We start from the raw sequence: 19174 nt of genomic DNA on the forward strand, positions 1-19174 counted from the left end.
TCCCATGTACGACGACCCCTCTTGGGGGGTCGCGCCAGACAGTGCCCAGACAGGGCCGTCGGACCAGGACTGCCGGACAAGGACCTTCCTCCGGGTCTCCGAGGTCATGCCCCCGGAGGAAGGCTCGCCTGCGGCCCTACGAACCGGTCACCAGACGGTGCAGGCGCATGGCTGTGATCTCGGCCTGCTGGCCGGCGGCGACGCGGAGCTCGCGGGCGGGCTCGTTGCCCAGACGCTCACGCAGCAGGGTCAGCATCTCCTCGGCGGACCGGCCGGCCGCGCGGATGAGGAAGATGTAGCCGAAACGCTCCTCGTAGGCCGCGTTGCCCTCGGCCATCGCGGCGCGGACCTCGGCGCTCGCGGACTCCAGCGCGGCCTGCTCGCGGCGCGGAGCGTCCAGCCCGACGACGGTCGCGCGCGCCGACGTCGGCGGGGCCGACGCGACGGCCGGGCGCTCACCGATCCGCGGGTGCGCGGTGAACGCCTCGAGCCACGCCGCCTCCGTCAGCCGCCACCACTCCTGCTCGGCGACGGCGAGCAGCTCGTCGAGGGTGCCGAACGGCCGGCGGGCGACGACGGCGTCCGCCCAGTCCTCCGACCCGCAGCAGGCGAGCAGCTCCTCCTTGGCCGCGCCGGGCGAGAGCGCGTCCAGCCAGCGCATCGCCAGCGACTTGCGGCCCGGCTCGGTCGGCGCGCCGAGCAGGCGCAGCCGGGCGAGGCCGCCGTCAGGAATCGCGTCGACCCGCACGTGTGTCGCCTCGACCGGCACTTCCAGGTCGAACAGGTGCCTGGTGTTCGGCTGGGTCCTGGTCGGCGGCAGCATCGGGCGCCACTCGGTGATCGACGAGACGTCGTCCGAGAAGGACAGCTCGGGCGCGTTCGCCGCCCAGAGCGCGACGGCACGGGGCGCGTTGCCGCGGAAGTGGCGGGTGTCGACCTCGGYGCGCACCACCCGCCCGGTCGTCGCCAGGCGGATCACCGCCCAGTCGTAGCCGGGCGTCCGCCGGCGGCGGGTCTCCCAGCCCTCGCCCATCACCCGGGCCTCGCCGGAGGCGTTGAGGTTGTGCCGGTCGCCGTAGTGCATGTCACTCGCGGCGACGACCACGCCGCCGAGGTAGCCGGCGGCGAGGTCGGAGGTCACCCGGTCGAACAGCCGCGGGTCGGGCACGACCTGACCGTGGGCGCGCAGCCGGGCCACACCGCCGTCCGGGTGGATCGTCAGACGCAGGTGGGTGATCCGGATCTGGCCGGCGGCCTCGACGGGCAGCACGTTGACCGAGTCCGCGTTCACCGGGGTCCGCGGCACGAGCGTCACCCACTGCACCGACTCGTCGAGCAGCTCCTCCGGCGCCGGGTAGCCGCCGACGGTGGCGCCCTGGATCTCCACGGCCTCCGGCGCGTTGCCGGTGAAGTGGGTGGTGTCGACTGTGACGGCGTGCACGATGCCGGGGACACCGAGGCGGACCACCGCCCAGTCGGCCCCCGGCAGCACCCGGCGGCGCCGGGTCTCCCAGCCGTCGGTCCACTGGCCCCGCTCGGTGAAGACTCCCGGCCGCACGATCGGCGGCTCCGGCAGCAGCATCCGCTCGGCGAACGCGAAGAACTCGTCGTTGACCGCGACCACCGAGCCCCCAAGCCGCGCACCGGCGAGGTCGACGAGATTGGTCAGGTCGGGGGCGTCAGCCATCCGGGGTTGTCCTCCCTGCGCCCCCAGGCCTGAGCCCGGGYGACGCATGCTCGATATCTGTCCGTCTTCCTGGGGTGCCGCCATGTACGCCGCCCCCGGTCAGACGCGTGCCTTCACACCCTCAGAGTCCCCCACCAGGTCGGGCGAAGCTCGACATCGGGGGTCCGGGGGTCGCCCCCCGGAGCAGACATCGCGGCCCTCGGGGAAGCTGCCCGAAGGGCAGCGAACACGGCTGGTCAGCTCGGTCAGTCGGCACGGCTCAGGAGCTGGCCGCGCGGCGGCCGGCCGCCGTCGATCCGCTGGCCGCGCAGGTAGGTCGCATGGACGACGCCGTCCAGCGTCATTCCAGCGTATGGGGTGAGCGGGTGGCGGTGGGCGAGCATTGCGGCGTCCACCACATCTGAACTTTCCGGGTCGAAGACCACGAGGTCCGCGTCGGCGCCGACCACGATGCGGCCCTTGTGGGCGAGCCCCGCGTGGTCGGCGGGCCCGGYCGCCACCCAGCGGGCCAGGTCCGCGAGGCCGTGGCCGCGCTGGCGGGMGCCGGTCCACACCGCGCGCGGGCCGAGCTGGACGGAGGCGATGCCGCCCCAGGCGGTGCCGAAGTCGCCGGTGTCGACGGACTTGACGTCGGGACTCGCGGGCGAGTGGTCCGAGACGACGCCCACGAACAGCCCCTCGGCCAGGCCGTCCCAGAGGCGCTCCAGGTTGGCGCGCTCCCGGATCGGCGGCGCGCACTTGAACTCGGTCGCGCCGTCCGGGACCTCCTCCGCGGTGAAGCTGAGGTAGTGCGGGCACGTCTCGACGGTCAGCGGCAGCCCTTCGTCGCGGGCGGCGAGCACGTCGTCGAGCGCCCCGGCGGCCGCCAGGTGCAGCACGTGCAGCCGGGCGCCGGTCGCGCCGGCGAGCGCCGCGAGCGCGGCGACGGCCTCCGTCTCGGCGGCCGGCGGCCGGGAGCGCAGCCAGCTCGCGAACGCGCGCCCGGCGGCGGGCGGCGCCGACTCCAGCACGGTGGGCGACTCGGAGTGCACGACGGTGAGCGCGCCGAGCCGGGCGGTGTGCCTCGTCGCGGCGGCGAGCGCCTCCATCGACACGTGCGGGAACTCCTCGACCCCGGAGGGGGCGAGGAACGCCTTGAAGCCGAACACCCCGGCGTCGTGCAGCTCGGCGAGGTCGCGGGCGCTCGTCGCGTCGGCGCCGATGATCCCGCCCCAGAAGCCGACGTCCACGGAGATCTGCCCGGCGGCCGCGGCCCGCTTGGCCTCGAGCGCGGCCACCGACGTCGTCGGCGGGATCGAGTTCAGCGGCATGTCGATGATCGTCGTCACGCCGCCCTCGGCCGCCGCCCTCGTGGCGGTCGCGAAACCCTCCCAGTGGGTGCGGCCCGGCTCGTTGACGTGCACGTGCGCGTCGACCGCTCCGGGCAGCAGCGCGAGGTCGCCGAGGTCGGTGACGGCGACCCCCGGGCCGACCTCGTCCGGGCCGGTGATCGCGGTGATCCGCCCACCCGCKACGTGCACCGCCGCGGCGATCACGCCTCGCGGCGTCACGACCCGCCGCGAGCGCAGCACCTGCGCCCGTTCCGGCAGCGTGAGCGCCGGCGCGTCCGGCTCAGTCGTCATCGTCGTCCCGTCTGTGTCGTGTCATGTCGTGCCGCCGCCGGTCACGGCAGGTCCACCGGCGCCACCAGGCCCACCGGCATCACGGGGTCCACCGGCGCCACCAGGTCCACCGGCGCCACCAGGTCCACCGGCATCACCAGGTCCGCCGGGCGGACCGGGACGCGGCGCAGGTCGCGGCCGACGGCGGCGCGGATCGCCRCCACGACCGCCGGGGTCGCGGTGCCGGTCGGCGCCTCGCCGACCCCCTTGACCCCGTACGGCGCGTCGGGCTGCGGATAGGTGACCGCGACGAAGTCCAGGTCGGGCACGTCGGCGATGGTCGGCAGCAGGTAGTCGTGGAAGGTCGGGTTGACGACGACGCCGTCGACGGTGACCAGTTCCTCCATCACCGCGACGCCCAGGCCCTGCGCGGTCCCGCCCTCGACCTGGCCGAGCAGCGACAGCGGGTTGAGCACGGTCCCGCAGTCCTGCGCGAGCGCCAGCGACACCACCCGGACCAGCCCCAGATCAAGGTCGACGTCGACGACCGCGCGGTGCGCCGCCGCGGCGTAGGCGACGTGCGCGTCACCCTGGCCGCGCTCGTCGAGCGCCTCGGTGCGCCGGTGGTGGTGGGTGTACTCGGCCTCGACGGGCCCGTCGGCCAGCGCCTCGGCGAGCGGGATCCGCGCGCCGGCCTCCGGTCCGATGATCTGCCCGTCGCGCAGGCTGAGCACCCGGCGCGGCGCCTCGATGACCGACTGCGGCAGGCCCAGGGCGCGCGCCACCCTGGCGAGCAGCCGGTCGGCGACGGCGGCGCAGGCACCGCGCACCGCTCCCCCGCTCATCCAGGTCTGCCGGGACGCGCTGGTGGAGCCGGCACTGCCGACGGCGGTGTCCGCCGGGGCGAGCACCACCTCCTCGACGGCGAGCTCGGTGCGCGCGATCTGCCCGGCGATCGTGACGAAGCCCTGCCCGACCTCCGCGCAGGCCGTGTGCACCCAGGCCCGCGGGACGCCGTCCGGCCCCAGCTCCAGGCGTGCCCGCGCCACCGAGGAGTCGTCGAAGCCCTCGGAGAACAGCAGGTTCTTGACGCCGAGCGCGTAGCCGACGCCGCGGCGCACCCTGGCCGGGTCGGCGGCGGCCGGCCGGCCGCCGGGCAGCGCGAGGCAGCTGCCCACGCCGGGGCTCGCCGGGTCGAGCGGCGGCGGAAGCGGGCGGGAGGCGACCAGCTCGATCAGCTCACGAGCCGGCATCGGGCCGGGGACCGGCGTCCCCGTGGGCAGGATGTCGCCGGCGGCGAGCGCGTTGCGAGCCCGCAGCTCGACGGGGCTCATCCCGAGCGCGTCGGCGAGCCGGTCCATCTGTGCCTCGTGCCCGAAGGTCACCTGCGGCACGCCGAAGCCGCGCATCGCCCCGCACGGCGGGTTGTTCGTCCGGACGGAAGCGCCGTAGAGGTGCGCGTTCGGCACCCGGTACGGCCCGGCCGCGTGGGTCACGGCGTTCGAGATCACGGCCCGCGAGCTCGACGCGTACGCCCCGCCGTCCAGGACGACCCGGGCCTGTACGGCGACCAGATCTCCGTCCCGGGTGGCGGAGTGCCGGAACCACATCCGTGCCGGGTGGCGGTGCGGGTGGCCGAGGAAGCTCTCGACGCGGTCGTAGGCGATCCGCACCGGCGCCCCGGCGGCGAGCGCCAGCAACGCGCCATGGACCTGCAGGGTGATGTCCTCGCGGCCGCCGAACGCGCCGCCGACGCCGGCCAGCGTGAGCCGCACCAGCTCCTCCGGCAGCCCGAGGCAGGCGGCGATCTGCTCCTGGTCCGAGTGCAGCCACTGGGTGGCCACGGACATGTCGACGCCGCCGTCGGCGGCGGGCGTGACCAGCGCGGCCTCCGGGGCGAGGAACGCCTGGTCCTGCATGCCGAAGACATAGGTGTCCTCGACGGCGACCTCCCCGACGAGGTCCGGGGCGTCGCCGTGACGGATGTCGATCTGCCGGTAGAGGTTGGGGTGGCCGGGGTCGCTGAACCGGGCGCCCGGGCCGTAGCCGGGGCTGCCCGGGTGCAGCGGCTCGGCACCGGGCGTGATCGCCAGCTCCGGGTCGGTGACCGGGGGCAGCGGTTCGTAGTCGACCCGGATCGCCGCGAGCGCCCGCCGGGCCGTGCGGGCGTCGGCGGCGGCGACGGCGGCGACCGGCTCGCCGGCGTAGCGTGCCTCGGTCGCCGCGAACACCGGCTGGTCGGGGCCGATCAGCCCATAGGTGGCGACACCGGGGACGTCGGCCGCGGTCACGACGGCGGCGACGCCGGGGATCCGCAGCGCGGCCGAGACGTCGACGGCGAGGATCCGGGCGCGCGCGTGCGGGCTGCGCAGCGTGCGGCCATGCAGCATCCCGGGCAGTGTCAGGTCTCCGGCGTAGGGGAAGGTGCCCGTCACCTTGGCTGGCCCGTCCGGGCGCAGGGTCGACGCCCTGATCCCCTCGCGCCCCGGCTCTGGCAGCTCGGTCCTCACGGCTCGGCCCCCGCCGACGTGATGTCGGCCTGGACGGCCCTGACGGCGGCGATGATCCGGCCGTAGCCGGTGCAGCGGCAGATGTTGCCGGCCAGAGCCTCCCGGATCTCGTCCTCGTCGGCCTGCGGGCGCCGGCCCAGCAGGTCGGTGACGGCGACGACGAAGCCGGGTGTGCAGAAGCCGCACTGCACCGCGCCGTGGCGCAGGAAGGCCGCCCGCACGGCGGGTGCCAGCCCGTCGGCCGGCAGACCGGCGAGCGTCGTCACCCGCGCGTCGGCGGCGTCGGCGGCGAGCGTCGCGCAGGCGGCGACCAGCTGGCCGTCGAGCAGCACCGAGCAGGACCCGCAGCGCCCCTGCTCGCAGCCGTCCTTGACGCTGGTGATCCCGAGCCGCTCGCGCAGCACCGTCAGCAGCGAGTCCCCGAGCCAGGCGCCCGCCACGGTGCGCAGGCCGCCGTCGACGTGCAGGCGGTAGGGCTGGACGACCGGCCCGGCGTCGGTGTCCTCGTCGGCGTGGTCGTCGCGGGCCGCGCTCCCCCGGTCGAGCACCCGGCGGACGGGCACATCCCCGCCAGAACCGGCGCCCGTGTCTGTTCCCACCGCCGTCACCGGCCCCGCCCCTCCGTCGACTCGCCAGGCCCCTGATCGCCGCCGGAGGAGCGCAGGTGAGGCATTCTCGCTCCTCCTTCGGCTGACTCGCCATGACCTTGATCGCCGCCGGAGGAGCGAAGGTGAGGCATTCTCGCTCCTCCTTCGGCTGGTGCGCCATGTTCCTGATCGCCGCCGGCGAAGCAGCGGGCGAGTGCCCGTCCCGCCAGCACCCCGGCCGCGTGCCAGCGATAGGCCGCGGGGTCGCGCGGCCCCTCTGGAAGCTGCGCCGGCGCGGCGCGGGCCGCGTCGGCGACCAGCGCGCCGAACCGGCGCGCGACGCTGGCCCAGGCCGCCTCGTCCCGCCCGGGGGACGTCCAGTCGATCTCGGCAGCCGCGAAACTCTCGGCCTCGGAGGCACGCAGCGGCGTCGAGGCGACGCCGCCGATGGCGCAGCTGACCCGGCCGCCGGCCCGGTCGACGACCAGCGCGCAGGACACCAGCGCCGGGTAGGCGGCCTGCCGGCCGCCAATCTTGAGGAAGACCTGCGGCCCACGGGGGCGCGGGACGCGGATCGCGGTCACCAGCTCGCCGCGTCCGCGTCCCGGGGCCCCGGCGAGGAAGTCGTCCAGCGGTGCGGTGCGCGGGCCGCGGCGCGCCGAGCAGGTCAGCACGTCCGTGCCGGCGGCGGTCAGGAAGGTGAGCAGGTCGCCGCGCGGGTTCGCCGAGCCGAGCGCGCCGCCGACCGTGCCGGCGTTGCGGATCTGGGCCGAGCCGACGGCCCTGGCGGTCGCGGCGAGCCCGGGCGCGCAGGCCCAGTCCGCGAGCTCCGCGTAGGTCACCCCGGCGCCGATGGTGAGTGCCTGGGCACAGGCACCCCGGGCGCGCAGCTCGAGGACGCGGCGCAGGGCCACGATCGCGCGCGGCCGGCGAGTGCCCGCGCGCAGCGCCGGGACCAGGTCCGTGCCGCCCGCGAGCAGCTCCGCGTCGCCGGCCTCCGCGAGGATCCGGACGGTCTCTCCGACCGTGCCCGGCCTGTGCAGCGCGGCCCTGGTGCCTGTCACCTGGCCAGCCTCCCGCCCGTCACCCTCTGTAAGCATGTGCAGGAGCCACGCCACCGGCGACCGGTGGCCTGGCGCGTCCGCCGACGCTGGACACGGGTCTCTGACCAGCGCGAGCGACGCGAACGGCGCCTACGTGCACGAGCCGTTCGACCGACGACGATAGGACCCGCAGGTTACGGGCGTGTTCAGGCCAGCGCCTGCGCGTGGGCTGCCAAAGGCGGCCGGGAGTGCTCACAGCGTGTTACGTCACTGAACGTCGGTTAGCGGCCGGCGCGGCCCTGGAACGTGGATGATGTGCGGAAGACCCGCCCGTCCCGGCCAGCCCCGGACCAGCCGGGACGGGTCGCTCGGCCGTGGGCCGCACGCCGATGACAGGACAGCGATCACGGGGCAAGGAGGCAGGTGAGCGTGTCGCGACGTCTGACGAACACGGATCCAGCGCTGCGTCACGGCTGGCACCCGGTGGCCCGCTCCACGGAGCTCGGTGACGAGCCGCTCGGGGTGAGCCTGCTCGGCGAGCCCTGGGTGCTCGCCCGGCTCGGCGGCGCCGTCACCGCCTTCGAGGATCGCTGCCCGCACCGGCTCGCGCCGCTGTCCGCCGGCCGGGTCGACGGCGCGACGTTGGTCTGCCCATACCACGGCTGGCGGTTCGCCGCCGGAGGCGACTGCGTCGCCGTGCCCGCGCTCGGCCCAGGAGTGCCCGCTCCGCGCCGTGCCCATGCCACGGCCGCCTGGGGCGTGACCGAGCGGCACGGCCTGCTCTGGGTGACCCCGGACGAGCCGTTCTCGGAGATCATGGACCTCCCGGAGGACACGGACGACGCCTTCGCCTCGGTATGGCTGGAGCCGTCACGCACCACCGCCGCCGCCGGCCTGCTCGCCGACAACTTCCTCGACACCGCGCACTTCCCGTTCGTGCACGCGGGCACGATCGGCGCGGGCGAGGACATGGTCGTGCCGCCGTATCGCGTCGACGCGGACGGGGRCGGCTTCTGCGTCACCATGGAGCAGGAGGTCGCCAACCCCGAGGATCCCGGGGTGGCCGCCGGGATCCGGCCGCTGATCCAGCGGCGCGTGTCCACTTACGTGTTCCGCCCGCCGTTCATGCTGCGGCTGCGCCTCGAGTACCCGGAGGCCGGGATCACCAGCGCGATCCACTTCTGTCTGCAGCCCGAGGGCGAAGGCGCGACCAGGGTCTACACCCGGCTGCTGCGTGACGACCTCGGCGGCGACGCGGCGCGCCTGGCCGAGGCCGCCCGCTTCGAGCAGGAGATCCTCGACGAGGACCTGGCGCTGCAGGAGAAGTTCACCCTGGACGGCCTGCCGCTGATCAGCGGCGACGGGGAGCTGGCCGAGGAGGTCAGCATCCGCGCCGACGCCGCCGGGGTGGCACTGCGCCGCGTGCTGGCCGCCTTCGTCACCCGCGCGGCCCGTTACCCCCGCCGCCCCGGCGCGAGCGCCGCCGACACCGACGGCCGCCACACCAGGGCGCCGCGCCGCCCACCCACCCGTGCCGCCCGATAGGGACGACCGCGGGCCCACCGTGGCCGTTGCCGCCGGCCGGCACCGCGGCCGCGGCCGGCAGCGCGGCGGTAACCGGCAGCGCGGCGGTAGCCGCTAGCCGACACCGCGGAAGCGGCACGCGCGGCACTGATCGTCCCTACGATATTGACGTGCGAAGCGCTGAGGGCGACACGCCCGGCCGCGGGCCTGGGAAAAGCATGCTGGTGACCGGCGCGGTCGATGTGACCGGGCGGGTGGTGCCCGGCGCCAGTTGGGACGATCTCGACCCGGTCGAGTTCGACCGGCTGCGCCGCCTCGTCGGCGCCTACCGGGAGAAGGCCGACGAGCGGCTCGCCCTGCTGGATGACCTCGCGCTCGCCCGCGAGCTCGGCGTCGTACGCACCGTGCCGGGCGATGCCGGCGCCGACGACGCGGCTGGCGCGGGCAGTGCCGCGGCCGTGGGCCCCGAGCAGGTGGAGATCCTTCTCGCGGGCCTGCTGCTGTTCGGCCGGCCGGAGTCGCTGCGCCGCTTCGCGCCCACCCACGAGGCCGCGATCCAGGTCTTCGACCGGGTCGACGGGCTGGCGACCGGCACGAACGTGTTCCTGCGCTGGCCGCTGTTCCGGCTCGTGGAGGAGTTCCTGGCCCGGTTCCGCGCGCTGAACCCGATGCGGGAGGTGCGCTTCGACCTGGTCCGGATGCGCGTGCCGGTGTACTCGGAGAGCGCCTTTCGCGAGGCGCTGGCCAACGCGCTCATCCACCGCGACTACACGGCCCCCGGCGCGGTGCACGTGCAGTGGTCGGCCGACCAGATCGTCGTCTCCAACCCGTCCGGCCTGCCCGCCGGGATCACCGTCGAGAGCCTGCTGACCGCCCCGCCGAGCCCGCGCAACCCGCTGCTCGCGGACGCGTTCCGCCGCGCCGGCATCGTCACGCGCACCGGCCGGGGCATCAGCCACATCTGGCGCGAGCAGCTGCGGCATGGGCACGCCCCGCCCGACCACGGCCGCAGCGGTGAGCACGCGGTCGTCGTCGTACTCCCCGGCGGGCGCCCCGACCTGGGCTTCGCCCGCTTCGTGCTCAGCCACGAGCTCGGCGGCCGGCCGCTGTCGCTGCCGGAGCTTCAGATCATCACCCGGATGCGCCGGCAGGCCCGGATGCGGACCGAGGACGTCGCCCAGATGCTCGCCGTCTCCAAGACCGAGGCGCGCCGGGCCTTGTTCCGCATGGTGCGGGCTGGCCTGGTGGAGATCCAGGACGCGGCCACCCCGCGGCGCTCCTGGATGCTGTCCGAGTACGCCGAGGGGGCGCTGCGCGAGTCCGCCGAAGCCGTCGCCGCGGCGGCCGAGTCACCCGTCCGCGAGCCGGCGGCGGCCAGCGCCGCCAACCCGGCCCCGTCCCCGGCTTCGGCCGCCGATGACAAGCCGCCGGCCGCCGAGGCAGTCAGCTGACAACCCCTCCCCACCCACCGATCAGGGCCGGACGTACAGGGCGACGCCGAGGTCCGCGAGGGTCTGCAGCGGGCTGCTCGGCCGGCAGCCGATCGCCGCGGCGGCGGCGTCGGCCGCGGCCAGCTGGCCGTCGACCGCCTCCCAGGGCGCGTCGCTGACGAGGCCGGCCACCGGCAGTGGGCACGCGGCCTGCACCCAGCCGCGGTCGACGACGACGAAACCGCCGCCCATGCCTTCCAGGGCCCGGGCGGCGGTGAGCATGTCGGCGTCGTTGGTGCCGACGAGCAGCAGGTCGCCGGGCGGTTCGGTGACGGTGACGCCGACGGCGCCGCTGGTGAGCCCGACGCCGCGCACCAGGCCCACGCGCACCGGCTCGTGGGCGCCTGACCGGTCGACCAGGGCCACCTTGAGCAGGTCGTGTTCGGGGTCGGCGACGATCCGGCCATCCCGCACCGCCGGCTCGAACCGCACGTGCCGGGGCGACGGCTCACCGGCGGGCAGCACCGGCGCGGGCTGCAGCTCGGGGATCGCGGGGGCGATCCCCGGCGCCACGGACCCCCCAGGGGCGACGGGCAGCCCCGGCAGCAGCCCGGGCATGCCGGCCGGCCGCTGGGAGATCACCGGCGCGGACAGCCGCGACACGATCTCCACGGCGAGTGGCAGTGGCGCGGGATGGCCGGGCCAGCGCGCCGCCGCGAACGAGCCGACGTGCAGGTTCGCCGGCAGGCGCAGGGTGTCCACCGCCCAGCCGGGCACGAGGTCGGAGTTGTCGAACAACGGCTGGCCCTGGCCGGCGGCGATCCGCCCGCCCGCGACGACGAGGTCGGGCGGCTCGATGCCGCCGATCTGGGAGACGACGAGGAGGTCGGCCAGGTGCGACGGCGTGATGGCGCCGAGCACGTGGTCGAGGCCGTGGCGGCGGGCGGGCGCGAACGTCGCCCGGCGGATCGCCTCCGCCGGCGGCATGCCGGCCACCACCCCGCGCCGCACGGCGCAGGCCAGCTGGCCGTATCCGACCAGGTCGGCGAGCGTGCGGTGCGCGCCGGGGCGCTCCCCCGGCAGCAGGTCGGCGGTGGGGGGGCCGGCGGCGCCGGGACGGCACGCCAGCACGCGCAGCGGCGTGCCGGTCGTGGTCGCGAGCCCCGCGCCACGCGGCCCACAGCGCGCGACGAACCCGGACGGGTCGGTCAGCACGGTCACCGTCCCGCGCGACACCAGCAGCCGTGCCGCCTCGCCCGGCGTCAGCAGCGTCCGCTCCGGCCGGACGTGGGCGTCGACGTAGGCCGGGACCAGGTAGCGGTCCGAGGCGTCGAGCGAGCGCCGGCCGGCGAGGGCGCCCGGCCTGGTCACGGCGGCGATGAACCGTCCGACGATCGCGACGTCGCGGCGCAGCAGCTCGCCCGTCTGCACGACGACGACGGTCCCGCTGTGGACCAGCAGGTCCGCGTCCTCCTCGCCGACGGCGACGCGCCGCAGCCGCGCGAGCTCCCCGCCGCTCGGCCCCAGCCCGTTCCCGCCGACGACCCGGGGTGCCCCGGCCACCGCCTGGCCGCCCGCCGCCACGCCCGGCCTCGGCGCTGGTCCCACGACGAGACCCGAGCCCGGCCATCCGGCCGCCAACCCCCGAGGAGTCGACACGCTCACCTCCGCTGGGGGGTCGAGCGAAGCTCGACGTCGGGGGGCTGGCCGTTCGGCATACCCGAACGACCGCCGCCCCATTGTCGCAGGCGAGTACGGCACAGTCACCGATTGCTGCCAAGCATTAAGTACGCCGAAACACAACCGTCACGCCGGGACACGCCGAGCCCGCCAAAACACGGTCGGATCCAGGTGCGTCACTCTGGGTGTGCACGGGCCCCGCCCCCTACTGGCGATCTGACGCGCCCGGAAACCTGCCGGTCACGCGGGCGGTGACATCCGGCCGGGAGGGGGGATCATTTACCGCGGGACGGCGCCGGGCCATAGCGGGCGAGGACGACGGTCTCGATGATGCCGACGACGCCGTAGAGGGCGATGCTGACCGCGGTGATCACGATGACGGCCGCCCACACGCCGCCGTAGTTGAAGGTCTGCTGGGCGTGCTGCATGTAGTAGCCCAGCGCTTTGCCGGTGGCGAGCCACTCGGCGAGCAGCGCCCCGATGATGGCGCCCGGGACGGCGATACGCGCGGAGGCGAACAGCGACGGCAATGCGCTCGGAATGGCCACCTTACGCAGCACGGTGAACGAGGAGCCGCCGTAMGCGGTAACCAGGTCGGCGGCGGCGCGCGGAGTCGAGCGCAGACCGAAGACGATGTTCACCAGCGAGGGAAAGAACACCACGATTCCCGCGATGACCGTGACGCCCGCGAGATGACGGCCGAAGACCAGGGTGATGATCGGCGTCATCGCGACGAGCGGTACCGAGCGAAGGACCATCGCGACGGGCATGAACGCCTGCTCGACGGGCCGGTACAGCACGAACAGCACCGCCACGACGATGGCGGCGACCGTTCCGGCGACATAGCCGGCCAGGGCGTCGCCGAGTGTCGACATCAGGGCGTCGAAGATCGCGTGGCGGTTGTCCGGCGCCTTGGGGACGGTGAAAAGATAGTGGTAGACGTCCTTCGGCGACTTCGCGACCAGCGGGCTGAGGTCGAAGACCTTGAGGAACGCGTACCAGAGAACAAGGATCACGACGACCGACGCGAGCACGGACCCGAAGGTCCGGCCGAGCCGGACGAGCGCGGTGACCAGGATCAACGAGCCGGGAGCGCGTTCCTCCACCGGCGGCGCGACGGCCGTGGCCGGCGCGGGGTCGGGCATGGTCCTGGCCTCGGGCGGGGCGGCGGCCGTCGTCACGATGCACCTCCGACGTTGCCACGCGGCGCCCACGGCGTGAGCAGCCGGGCGGCCAGCGAGGTAATGCCATACCCGATACCGGCGATGGCGGAAGCGATGAGCGCGAGCGCCCAGGTGCGGGGCACGTTGAACCCCTGCTGGGAGGCGATCATCGTGATCCCGATGCCCTTGTCGGCACCCAGGTACTCGCCGATGATCGCGCCCAGCAACGCGGCCGGCGGCGCGATCTGCAGCCCGGTGAAGGTGCTCGGCAGCGCGGCGCGCAGCCGGACGTAGCGCAGCTGGGCGAAACGTCCGCCGCCGCTGGCTTTGATCAGGTCGAGCGTCGTCTGGTCCGCGGAGCGCAGGCCGACAAGCACGTTGACCAGCGTCGTGAAGAACACCGAGATCCCGGCGAGCGCCGTCTGCGGCGTGGTGCCGTCGAACACCGTGGTGAGGATCGGGCCGATCGCGATGATCGGCAGGCAGTACGACGCGATCCCGATCTGCAGGACGATCCGGTCGACGACCGGGATTCCGAAGCACAGGATGGCGAGACCGATCGCGAGGCCGTTACCGATCAGATAGCCCTTGAGCGCGATCCACACGGTCGACCTGACCGGGCTCGACCACAGGTGCCGGTCGGTCCACAGGTCCTTGAGGACCTCCCAGGGTGTCGGCACCGCGCCGCCGTGCTCGAACGCGGTCACCGCGAGAATCCACCACAGGGCGATCACGGCGACGGTGCCGATCAGGCCGCCGAGCCACGACGGCGCGCCGCCGAAACGGGCACCGTCCGCGCCTCCTGGCTGGTCGGGGCCGCCGCCCCCCRGGCCGACGGCCGCGCCGGCCGGCGTGTCCTGAATCGTGGTCATCTCCGCACCGCCGCCGTCACGCCGCCCGCACGCCGTCTTCGCCCTGGCCGGAGAACAGCAGGCTCGACAGCTGGTCGTGCAGGTCGTGGAACTGAGGGGTGCGCAGCATCTCGGGAGTACGCGGGCGCGGCAGGTCGATGTCGACGATCGCGGCGATCCGCCCCGGCCGGGGACTCATCACCGCGACCTTGTCGGACAGGATGACCGCCTCGGGGATGGAGTGGGTGACCAGCAGGGTGGTCGTCGCCCGCTCCGTCCAGATCCTCAGCAGCTCGAAGTTGAGCCGCTGGCGGGTCATGTCGTCCAGGGCGCCGAACGGCTCGTCGAGCAGGAGGACCTTCGGCTCGACCACCAGAGCGCGGGCGATCGCGACCCGCTGGCGCATGCCACCGGACAGCTGCGCCGGGCGCGCCTTCTCGAAGCCGTTGAGACCGACCAGCGCGATCAGGTCGGCGATCACCTTCTTGTCCGTCCTGGCGCCGCTGACCTCCAGCGGCAGCCGGATGTTCGCCTCGACCGACCGCCACGGCAACAGGGCCGCGTCCTGGAAGGCGATCCCGAGATGGTGGTTGCGGCGGGCCGTGGACGGCGGCTCGCCATGGACCAGCACCTCGCCCTGGGACGGCGCCTCCAGGTCGGCGAGGATCCGCAGGACGGTCGACTTCCCACAGCCGGACGGCCCGATCAGCGTGAGGAACGAGCCCTCCGTCGTGGACAGGTTCACGTTGTCCAGGGCGACGACCGACCGGCGGCCGAGACGGAACTCCTTACGCAGCCCCGCCACGCTCACCCCGGACCCCGGGGCCGGTCCGGCGGCGGCCGGCACGGCGCCGGCCGTCTCCTTGCCAAGCGTGACTCCCGCCTCGTCGAGGGCGGGCTCCGGCGTGGGCGTGGCGGAAGCACTCATGTCAGTTCTGATCTCCTGTGTCTGCTGGTTCGCTCCGTCCGGGCGCCGTGCCCAGGGCACATCTCGGACGTGCCTAGAGCGGGAGCTGGATCAGGGCCGGGTTCTCCTTGTAGATCTCGTCGATGATGCTGGTGTCGAACAGCTGCTCGGCGGTGATGTCGACCTTGGCCAGCTTCAGAGTCGCGATGTTCTCTTCGATGAGCGTCGGCGTGATCGTGAACAGGCCGTTCTTCTTGGTGTCGTCGGTGAGCAGCAGGGCGTTCTGGGCGGTCGACTCCAGCGTCTGCTCGGCCGCGTCGAGGCCCTGGTCCTTGCCGTAGATCTCGGCGGCGTACTTCGCGGCCACGGACGGGTCGTGGATCGAGTCCGCCCAGCCCTTGATCTCGGCCGTCAGGAAGGCCTTGATCTTGTCCTTGTCGTTCTTGAGCGTGTCCTCGGTGACCATGTAGGTCTCGGACACCAGCGGGTACTTGAAGTCCGCGAGCAGGAACGTGAAGGTGTCGACGCCCTTCACCTTGAGCAGGTTCGGCTCGTTGGTGACGAACGAGAACCAGGCGTCGACCTGACCGGTGGTGAGCGGCGTCGGGTCGAACTCGACCGGCACCTTGTCGATCTTCGACGCGTCGAGTCCGTTCGCGGCGAGGAACGCGGTCCAGACGGACTCGTTCGTCGCCTGCACACCGATCTTCTTGCCGATCATGTCCTGCGGCGTCTTCAGCGGCTTGTCCGCCAGCGACATGATCGCGAAAGGGTTCTTCTGGTACTGGGCGCCGATGATCCGCAACGGCGCGCCCTGGAGGATCGCGTTGCCCGTGATGTCCGGGGCGGAGATGCCGATGAACGCCTTGCCGGTCGCCACGTCGGCGTCCTGCGGAGTGGCACTCGGGCCGCCGGCGATCAGGTTGACCTCGGAGAAGCCAGCAGCCTTGTAGTAGCCCTTCTGGTCGGCGATGTACGCGCCGGCGAACTCGACGTTCTTGATCCAGGAAAGCCGGTAGTCCAGCTTGCCGAACGACGCCGCGCCCCCGCTCGTGGCGGCCGCCGTCGTCCCCGAGTCGTCGTCGTCGCCGCAGGCGGCAAGCAGGCCGCTCCCGCCGACCGCGAGCGCCGCGGCACCCATCGTGACGCCCGCACCGCGCCGCAGGAAGCCACGCCTGTCGAATCCAGTTGTCACCGAACCCCCATCACATCGCCCCGGGGCTGAGATCCCCACCGCCGGCACGTCCGGCCCACCCGGGCGGTTCCCCGGACGTTAGAAAGCGGTCGTATCGGGTCCATCGCCCCTTTGTGAACAGCGGGTAACTCCACCTCTTTTGTGACGGACCTGGCTGGACCCCGGAGTCCCTCGACCGGCCCATACGAGCTCGCCGGGCAGGTACCGACCGCGAGCGGACACCTCGATCCGCGACGGAGAGTGACAGATCTCGATCATCCGGAGGGCGGCCGTGGGTCTCCGGGGCGTCCGGGCGCGACGCGCCGGCGATCGGTGTTACGCCGCCGTCATCTGCCGGCCCTAGGTTTGGCGCCGTGCTGCTGAGCCCGCATGAACAGGAACGGCTGCTGATCCACGTCGCGGCCAACCTCGCCAGGGAGCGGCGGGCCCGCGGCCTGCGGCTCAACTACCCGGAGGCCGTCGCGATCCTGACCTCCTTCCTGCTCGAGGGCGCCCGCGACGGCCGCACGGTCGCCGAGCTCATGGCCGCCGGCCGCACGGTGCTGACCAGGGACGACGTCCTGGACGGCATCCCGGAGATGCTCGCCGAGGTGCAGGTCGAGGCGACGTTCCCCGACGRCACCAAGCTCGTCACGGTCCACGACCCGATCCCGTAGCGGCTAGGACATGGCCGCGCCGCCGCGGCGAGGAGCCGACCGACGCAGCCAGGAGAGCGAATGCAGCCAGGAGAGCAGGCGCCGATCATTCCCGGCGAGGTCCTGCACGACGACGACCCGATCGAGATCAACCCAGGCCGCCCGACTGTCACGCTGGTGGTGCGTAACGCGGGCGACCGGCCGGTTCAGGTCGGCTCGCATTACCACTTCGCGGCGGCGAATCCGGCGCTGGAGTTCGACCGGGCGGCCGCGTGGGGACACCGGCTGGCCGTGCCGGCGGGCACGGCGGTTCGCTTCGAGCCGGGGATCGAGCGCGAGGTGACCCTGGTGGCGCTCGCCGGCGCGCGCGATGTGCCTGGCCTGCGTCTCGAGTGGGCCGGAAAACTCGACGAGCGCGGCGCCACCCCGACGACGCCACCGGCCTGACGAGCCGGCCCCGGCTGCCCACAGCCCGCGGCCGAGTCGTCTTGTCCCTAGAGAGAGCAGAGAGGTCAGGCATGGCCAGGCTGGACCGGTCGCGGTACGCCGCGCTGTACGGACCCACGGTCGGCGACCGGGTCCGGCTCGCCGACACCGACCTGTTCATCGAGGTCACCGAGGACCTCAGCCGCGGGCCCGGTGGCGCCGGCACCGGCGACGAGGCGGTCTTCGGCGGCGGCAAGGTCATTCGCGAGTCGATGGGCCAGTCGCGGGCCACCCGCGCCGAGGGCGCGCCCGACCTGGTCATCACCGKCGCGATCGTGCTCGACCACTGGGGCGTCGTGAAGGCCGACGTCGGCGTCCGCGACGGCCGGATCGTCGCCCTCGGCAAGGCCGGCAACCCGGACACGATGGACGGGGTGCACCCGGACCTGGTGATCGGCCCCGGCACCGAGATCATCTCCGGCAACGGCAAGATCCTCACCGCCGGCGCGATCGACTGCCACGTCCATTTCATCTGCCCGCAGCAGGTCCCCGAGGCACTCGGCGCCGGCATCACGACGCTGATCGGCGGTGGCACCGGCCCGGCGGAGGGCACCAAGGCGACGACGGTGACCCCCGGCGGCTGGAACCTGGCCAGGATGCTGTCCGCGATGGACGACTGGCCGGTCAACGTCCTCCTGCTCGGCAAGGGCAACACCACGAGCGAGGAGTCGCTCTGGGAGCAGCTGCGCGCCGGCGCGGCCGCGTTCAAGCTGCACGAGGACTGGGGCACCACCCCGGCCGTGATCGACGCCTCCCTGCGCGTCGCCGACGCGGCCGGGGTGCAGGTCGCGCTGCACTCGGACACGCTCAACGAGGCCGGATACGTCGAGAGCACGCTGGCCGCGATCGCCGGCCGGGCGATTCACGCGTACCACACCGAGGGTGCGGGCGGCGGGCACGCGCCGGACATCATCACCGTCGCCGCGGCCGGCAACGTGCTGCCGTCGTCGACGAACCCGACCCGCCCGCACACCGTCAACACGCTCGACGAACACCTCGACATGCTGATGGTCTGCCATCACCTGAACCCGACGGTGCCCGAGGACCTGGCCTTCGCCGAAAGCCGCATTCGGCCGTCCACGATCGCCGCCGAGGACTTCCTGCACGACATGGGCGCGATCTCGATGATCGGCTCGGACTCGCAGGCGATGGGCCGGATCGGCGAGGTCGTGCTACGCACCTGGCAGACCGCGCACGTCATGAAGAAGCGGCGCGGCGCCCTRCCCGGCGACGGCCGGGCCGACAACCTCCGGGCCCGGCGCTACGTCGCCAAGTACACGATCTGCCCGGCCGTCGCGCACGGCCTGGACGGCGAGGTCGGCTCGGTGGAGGCCGGCAAGCTCGCCGACCTGGTGCTCTACGAGCCGGCGTTCTTCGGCGTCCGCCCGTCGGTGGTCATCAAGGGCGGCCTCATCGCCTGGGCCGCGATGGGTGACGCGAACGCCTCGATCCCGACCCCGCAGCCGGTGCTCCCCCGCCCGATGTTCGGCGCCGCACGTGGCCCCGCCGCCGCCGGGTCGCTCACCTTCGTCGCCCCCGCCGCGATCGAGGACGGCCTGGCCGAGAAGCTCCAGCTCGCGACCCCGATGGTCGCAGTTCGCGACGTCCGGTCCCGAGGCAAGGCCGACATGCCTGGCAACGCCGCCACCCCGGACATCCGCGTCGACCCCGACACCTTCACCGTCACCATCGACGGCGAGGCCATCGAGCCCGACCCCGTCCGCGAACTCCCCATGGCCCAGCGCTACTTCCTGTTCTGACTCCGGCCGTCGGCGAGCTCAGCCCTTCCACCGCACGACATGATCGCGGCTTCTGCTCCTGCGGCGGGCTAGTGCGCTGACCGCCTACGTTGGCTGGGGCGGAGTGCGGTGATCG

At 73.8% G+C, this 19174-nt stretch carries 15 protein-coding genes; 5 read left to right on the forward strand and 10 right to left on the reverse strand.

Going from position 1 to position 19174, the window contains the following annotated elements:
- Positions 1 to 136: 136 nt before the first annotated feature.
- The 5 genes from BL253_RS16500 to BL253_RS16520 all read right to left on the reverse strand — a co-directional run bounded on the left by BL253_RS16500 (position 137) and on the right by BL253_RS16520 (position 7449).
- Positions 137 to 1687 carry an allantoicase gene (locus BL253_RS16500; RefSeq protein ID WP_076817875.1) on the reverse strand — a complete coding sequence of 517 codons (1551 nt, stop codon included), beginning with the start codon at positions 1685 to 1687 and terminating at the stop codon, positions 137 to 139.
- Between the two features lie 245 nt (positions 1688 to 1932).
- Complete coding sequence (allB, locus tag BL253_RS16505; protein WP_076817877.1) at positions 1933 to 3309, reverse strand: allantoinase AllB; 1377 nt, start codon at positions 3307 to 3309, stop codon at positions 1933 to 1935.
- Between the two features lie 41 nt (positions 3310 to 3350).
- Positions 3351 to 5798, reverse strand: coding sequence for a xanthine dehydrogenase subunit D (gene pucD / locus BL253_RS16510; RefSeq protein WP_241834854.1), 2448 nt, complete (start codon positions 5796 to 5798; stop codon positions 3351 to 3353).
- On the reverse strand, positions 5795 to 6406 hold the full coding sequence (locus BL253_RS16515; protein ID WP_081438370.1) for a (2Fe-2S)-binding protein: 612 nt from the start codon (positions 6404 to 6406) through the stop codon (positions 5795 to 5797). The genes pucD and BL253_RS16515 overlap by 4 nt, the downstream gene beginning before the upstream one ends.
- Complete coding sequence (locus BL253_RS16520; RefSeq protein WP_096336021.1) at positions 6403 to 7449, reverse strand: FAD binding domain-containing protein; 1047 nt, start codon at positions 7447 to 7449, stop codon at positions 6403 to 6405. Before BL253_RS16520 ends, BL253_RS16515 begins: the two co-directional genes overlap by 4 nt.
- A gap of 408 nt (positions 7450 to 7857) precedes the next feature.
- Here BL253_RS16520 and BL253_RS16525 point away from each other — a divergent pair, with 408 nt between their 5' ends.
- Positions 7858 to 8973 (forward strand): aromatic ring-hydroxylating oxygenase subunit alpha, encoded by a 1116-nt coding sequence (locus BL253_RS16525; RefSeq protein WP_076817930.1) that lies wholly within the window; start codon positions 7858 to 7860, stop codon positions 8971 to 8973.
- A 149-nt stretch (positions 8974 to 9122) separates the two neighbouring features.
- On the forward strand, positions 9123 to 10403 hold the full coding sequence (locus BL253_RS16530) for an ATP-binding protein (protein WP_241834855.1): 1281 nt from the start codon (positions 9123 to 9125) through the stop codon (positions 10401 to 10403).
- A gap of 21 nt (positions 10404 to 10424) precedes the next feature.
- On the opposite strand, the gene BL253_RS16535 is transcribed toward BL253_RS16530, so the two are convergent.
- The 5 genes from BL253_RS16535 to BL253_RS16555 all read right to left on the reverse strand — a co-directional run bounded on the left by BL253_RS16535 (position 10425) and on the right by BL253_RS16555 (position 16178).
- Complete coding sequence (locus BL253_RS16535) at positions 10425 to 12041, reverse strand: adenine deaminase C-terminal domain-containing protein (RefSeq protein WP_241834856.1); 1617 nt, start codon at positions 12039 to 12041, stop codon at positions 10425 to 10427.
- A gap of 296 nt (positions 12042 to 12337) precedes the next feature.
- Positions 12338 to 13243: an ABC transporter permease gene (locus BL253_RS16540; protein ID WP_076817883.1), complete on the reverse strand. Its 906-nt coding sequence runs from the start codon at positions 13241 to 13243 to the stop codon at positions 12338 to 12340.
- The gene (locus BL253_RS16545; protein ID WP_076817885.1) at positions 13240 to 14097 is read right to left on the reverse strand and encodes an ABC transporter permease; all 858 of its coding nucleotides are present in this window, start codon (positions 14095 to 14097) and stop codon (positions 13240 to 13242) included. Before BL253_RS16545 ends, BL253_RS16540 begins: the two co-directional genes overlap by 4 nt.
- 16 nt (positions 14098 to 14113) lie before the next feature.
- Positions 14114 to 15004: an ABC transporter ATP-binding protein gene (locus tag BL253_RS16550; RefSeq protein ID WP_076817887.1), complete on the reverse strand. Its 891-nt coding sequence runs from the start codon at positions 15002 to 15004 to the stop codon at positions 14114 to 14116.
- 73 nt (positions 15005 to 15077) lie between these two features.
- On the reverse strand, positions 15078 to 16178 hold the full coding sequence (locus BL253_RS16555) for an ABC transporter substrate-binding protein (protein WP_076817889.1): 1101 nt from the start codon (positions 16176 to 16178) through the stop codon (positions 15078 to 15080).
- Positions 16179 to 16531: 353 nt separating this feature from the next.
- Here BL253_RS16555 and BL253_RS16560 point away from each other — a divergent pair, with 353 nt between their 5' ends.
- The 3 genes from BL253_RS16560 to BL253_RS16570 all read left to right on the forward strand — a co-directional run bounded on the left by BL253_RS16560 (position 16532) and on the right by BL253_RS16570 (position 19059).
- Entirely contained in the window at positions 16532 to 16834 is a 303-nt protein-coding gene (locus BL253_RS16560) for an urease subunit gamma (RefSeq protein WP_076817891.1), read from the forward strand.
- 60 nt (positions 16835 to 16894) lie between these two features.
- Positions 16895 to 17260 (forward strand): urease subunit beta, encoded by a 366-nt coding sequence (locus BL253_RS16565; protein ID WP_241834857.1) that lies wholly within the window; start codon positions 16895 to 16897, stop codon positions 17258 to 17260.
- A 71-nt stretch (positions 17261 to 17331) separates the two neighbouring features.
- Positions 17332 to 19059 (forward strand): urease subunit alpha, encoded by a 1728-nt coding sequence (locus tag BL253_RS16570; protein WP_076817893.1) that lies wholly within the window; start codon positions 17332 to 17334, stop codon positions 19057 to 19059.
- Positions 19060 to 19174: the final 115 nt, after the last annotated feature.

Origin of the sequence: Pseudofrankia asymbiotica (assembly GCF_001983105.1) — a bacterium.
Taxonomy (GTDB): Bacteria; Actinomycetota; Actinomycetes; order Frankiales; family Frankiaceae; genus Pseudofrankia; species Pseudofrankia asymbiotica.